General features: G+C 75.9%; 3 protein-coding genes and 1 pseudogene. 1 reads left to right on the top strand and 3 read right to left on the bottom strand.

Annotated elements, in window-relative coordinates:
• Positions 1 to 174: 174 nt before the first annotated feature.
• Complete coding sequence (locus TR50_RS38305; RefSeq protein WP_042433648.1) at positions 175 to 1,389, bottom strand: ROK family protein; 1,215 nt, start codon at positions 1,387 to 1,389, stop codon at positions 175 to 177.
• 17 nt (positions 1,390 to 1,406) lie between these two features.
• Between TR50_RS38305 and TR50_RS38300 the strand changes: the two genes are divergently transcribed.
• Positions 1,407 to 2,642: an MFS transporter gene (locus TR50_RS38300; RefSeq protein WP_236654765.1), complete on the top strand. Its 1,236-nt coding sequence runs from the start codon at positions 1,407 to 1,409 to the stop codon at positions 2,640 to 2,642.
• 29 nt (positions 2,643 to 2,671) lie between these two features.
• On the opposite strand, the gene TR50_RS38295 is transcribed toward TR50_RS38300, so the two are convergent.
• Positions 2,672 to 3,421, bottom strand: coding sequence for a hypothetical protein (locus tag TR50_RS38295; protein WP_152648863.1), 750 nt, complete (start codon positions 3,419 to 3,421; stop codon positions 2,672 to 2,674).
• Positions 3,422 to 3,575: 154 nt separating this feature from the next.
• Positions 3,576 to 3,780 (bottom strand): annotated as a pseudogene (locus TR50_RS49485) (acyltransferase); the annotation flags it as partial.

The following is a 3,780-nucleotide window of genomic DNA, read 5'->3' as shown; positions in this document are numbered from 1 at the left end:
CGGGCCGGGACCGCCGTGCCATCCGTCGGCCAGGAAGGTGTTCATCTCGCGCTCCTCAGTAGTCGGTACTGAAGAGACTCCTCCTCGGCGCGGCGCGGAGCGTCGCCTCGCGGGGGACACCTGCGCTGCTCCCCGGGGAGTACGGGTCACCCCCGGGGCCGCGGCCGGCCACGGCTAGCCCGCGGCGACGAGCTGCGGGTCCGCGAGGATCGGCGCCCACGCCAGCTCCGCCGCGCCGGCCAGCTCCGGCGCGGGCAGCTGCGCCGCGCGCAGCGGCACGCAGCCGAAGCGGCCCCAGTGCGCGCGGCCGGCGACCGTCTCCGGGAGCAGCTCCGGCGAGGCCGCCAGCAGGGCACTGTGGAAGGGGCCGAGGACCACGCGGTCGGGGTTGAGGATGTCGACGACGGCCGCGATGCCGTAGCCCAGCCGCACCGCGACGTGGTCCGCCGCCGCCCGCGCCGCGCGGTCGCCGCCGCGGGCCGCGGCGAGGATCGCGTCGACCTCGGTCAGCGGCGCGTCGGCCGGGAGGCCGTACGCCGTGAGGAGGGCGGGCGGACCGGCCTCGACGTCGAGGCAGCCGCGACGGCCGCAGCGGCACTGGAGGCCCTCCGGATCGACCGTCAACTGACCGATCTCCAGGGCGAGTCCGCCGCTGCCGGTGTGCAGCTTGCCGTCGACGACGAGGGCGCCGCCGACGCCCTGGTGGCCCGCGGTGACGTAGAGCAGGTGGCGGGCTCCGCGGCCCGCGCCGTGGCGGTGCTCGGCGAGCGCGGCGAGGTTGGCGTCGTTGGCGACGGCGGGGGCGACGCCCTCGGGGAGGCGGAGCCCCGCGTCGAGCAGCGTCTCCTGCCACAGCTCGCCGATGGGGGTGCCGGTCGGCCAGCCGAGGCAGGCGGAGATGACGGCGAGCCGGTCCGGCTCGGTGACCGGTGTGGGCGCGGCCAGGCCCGCGCCGACGCAGCGGCGGGGGCTGGCGGCGAGCAGGCGCATGGCCTCGTCGGCGATGGTCCGCAGCACGACGCGCGGGTCGGTGTCGCGCGGCAGCCGCGCCAACGGCAGGTCGAGCGACGGCCCGAGGCGTCCGCCGAGGCCGGCCAGGGCCAGGGTGAAGCCGTCCGTGTGGAGCTGGGCGGCGAGGACGACGGGGCCCTGCGGGTCGATCTGCAGGCGGTGCGAGGGCCTCCCGCGTCCGGCCCCGGCGGGGCGGGCGTCGACGGTGATCAGCCGCAGCGCTTCCAACTCGCCGGTGACCGCGCCGACGGTGGTGCGGGTGACGCCGAGCGCGCCGGTCAGCGCGGAGCGCGTGGGCGCTTCGCCGGTGTGGATCAGCTCGAGTGCGGGCCCGAGCGCGGCGCGGCCCCGGTCGGGGCTTGTCTGGGTCTGCGTCACGCTTCTATTATGAATTTGTGCCGCAGATAGACAAAATGGAGTCGGCTTCTCCCGCCGCTCCCGTCCCCACCGCCTCCTCCTCCGCCACCGGCCTGCGCCGTCTGCGCGGGAGCTGGCCCGTCGCCCGCATCGCGTTGACGGGCTTCTTCGCGCTCGACGGCTTCCTGTTCGCCGGGTGGGTCGTGCGCATCCCCGAGATCAAGGCGCAGGTGCACGCCTCACCCGGCCTGCTGGGCCTGGCGCTGCTGTGCGTGTCCGCCGGCGCGGTCGCGGCGATGGGCCCGGTCGGCCGGCTCTGCCTCCGCATCGGCAACCACGCCGTCACGGTCGCGGCCTCCGTCCTGCTCTGCCTGTCCGTGGCCCTCCCGCCGTTGACGCACTCGGTCCTGGCACTGGGCGGGGTCCTGCTGGTCTTCGGCGCCGGGTACGGCGCGATGAACGTCGGCATCAACAGCGCCGCCGTGGACTTCGTCCGCGCCGCCGGGCGGCCGGTCATGCCGTCGTTCCACGCCGCGTACAGCCTCGGCGGCCTGCTCGGCGCGACGGTCGGCGGGCTGCTGGCACCGGTGCTGACGCCCACTCAGCACCTGGGCCTGCTGGCGGTGGGCGGCCTCGCCGTCACCGTCTGGGCGGGCCGGGCGCTGCTGCGGCACGCGGTGGCGCACCCGGACGCGTCCCACGCGGACGGCTCCGCCGGGCCCTCCGCGGGCGCGGGCGTCGCGCTGCTGGTCGTCCTCCTCGGCGTCGTCGCGCTCTGCGACGCGTACGGCGAGGGCTCCATGGCCGACTGGGGCGCGCTGCATCTGCGGCAGGACCTGCACGCTTCCGCGGCGGTGGCCGCCGCGGGCTTCGCGGTCTACTCCCTCACCATGACGGTCGGACGCCTGAGCGGCACGCGCCTGGTCGAGCGCTTCGGCCCGACCAGGCTGCTGGTCGCGGGCGCGGCGATCGCGGCCGTCGGCATGGTGGCCGCGGCGGTCAGCCCCTCCCTGCCGCTCGCCCTGGCGGGCTTCCTCCTCGTCGGCCTGGGCCTGGCCAACATCTTCCCCCTCGCCATCGACCGCGCCGGCGCGCTGCGCGGCCCGCGCGGCGTCGCCACGGCCTCCACCCTCGGCTTCGGCGGCATGGTCGCGGGCCCGCCCGTCATCGGCTTCCTCGCCGAGGCCTTCGGCCTGCCCCTCGCCCTCCTCTCGGTGGCACTGCTGATCGCGCTCGCGGGTGTGTCGGCGCTGGTGGTGCGGGCGAAGTCCTAGGGCTCGCCGTCGCCACATGCTCGCCGTCGTCACACGCTCGCCGCCGACGCCGCGTGCTGGAGCGTCGTCTGGACCTTGGCGACCGCCTGGTCGAAGTAGGTCTTGGCCGTCTGCGGGGAGTCGCCCGCGATTTCGAGGTAGAGGTAGACCATCGCGACGGTCGGGCCGAGGCGGTCGACGGCCAGGTAGCCGTTGACCGGGACGCCCTGGACCGAGCCCGACAGGTGCTTGGCGCTGGCGCCTGCGATGCCCATGTCGAAGTCGGAGAGCTGGAAGGGCACTTCGGTGGTGCCGGTCGGGAAGTCCAGTTGCCGGCAGCCGTGGAGGGCGGAGACGACCGCCGGGTAGTTGCGGTCGAGGACCGACTGCGGGCGGCCGGTGAGGAACTCGCCGACGAAGGGGCCGGTCTGGCCGCCTTCGAGGATGACCTGGGCGTCCGGGCCCTGGGCCGGGTTCGGGGACGCCGAGGGGGCCTGGTTCATCAGGTCGGTGAGCGCGCTGCAGCCCGACGGCCCGGAGCTGTCCGTCGGCGTGGAGGTGTCGCCCGGCTGGGCCGTGAAGTCGGGGCCGAGGTCGGAGGCGCTGAGCAGTGAGCTCTGGAGCAGGTCCGGGGTGGGGACCGAGGCCGACGACGAGGAAGAGGAGGACGAGGCCGACGAGCTGCCCGCGTCCACGCCGATCGCGTTGCTGGTCCCGCTCGAGGAGCAGCCGCTCAGGGCTGTCGCGAGGGAGAGGGACGCGGCCAGGGCCGCCAGCTGGAATCGCATGGGGATACGCATGGGGCCCTCCTCGAAACGAGGTCCGGCGTGCAGGCGAATCCCTCCCACTGTGCCACCCGCGTGACCGCCGCGCGCGCCGAGCCTCGTCGAGCCCTGGAGGGGCCGTACAGGCCGGTACGGGCCCGTGCAGGCCCGGCCAGACCGCGCCACGGGGCTACGGCACGGGGTCGGGGTCCTGGTCCGCGGTCTGGGCTGCGGCGTGGTCCGCCTCGGGCGGGAGGTGGAGGTCCCAGCCGATGAGGGCCAGCAGCTCCTCGTGGGTCACGCCGTCGGGGATCGCGCGCGGCGGCGCGGTGCGGATCGGGGGCTGCCAGCCCTCGGCCTCGGTCCAGCGGCGGACCGGCTTGGCGGGGGCGCCC

The sequence above is a fragment of the Streptacidiphilus anmyonensis genome, assembly GCF_000787855.1.
Lineage (GTDB): Bacteria > Actinomycetota > Actinomycetes > Streptomycetales > Streptomycetaceae > Streptacidiphilus > Streptacidiphilus anmyonensis.
This window is presented reverse-complemented; position numbering and strand designations above follow the sequence as displayed.

Coding starts and splice junctions, on each gene's coding strand:
- TR50_RS38295 (WP_152648863.1), bottom strand. CDS start 3,421: ATGCGTATCCCCATGCGATTCCAGCTGGCGGCCCTGGCCGCGTCCCTC.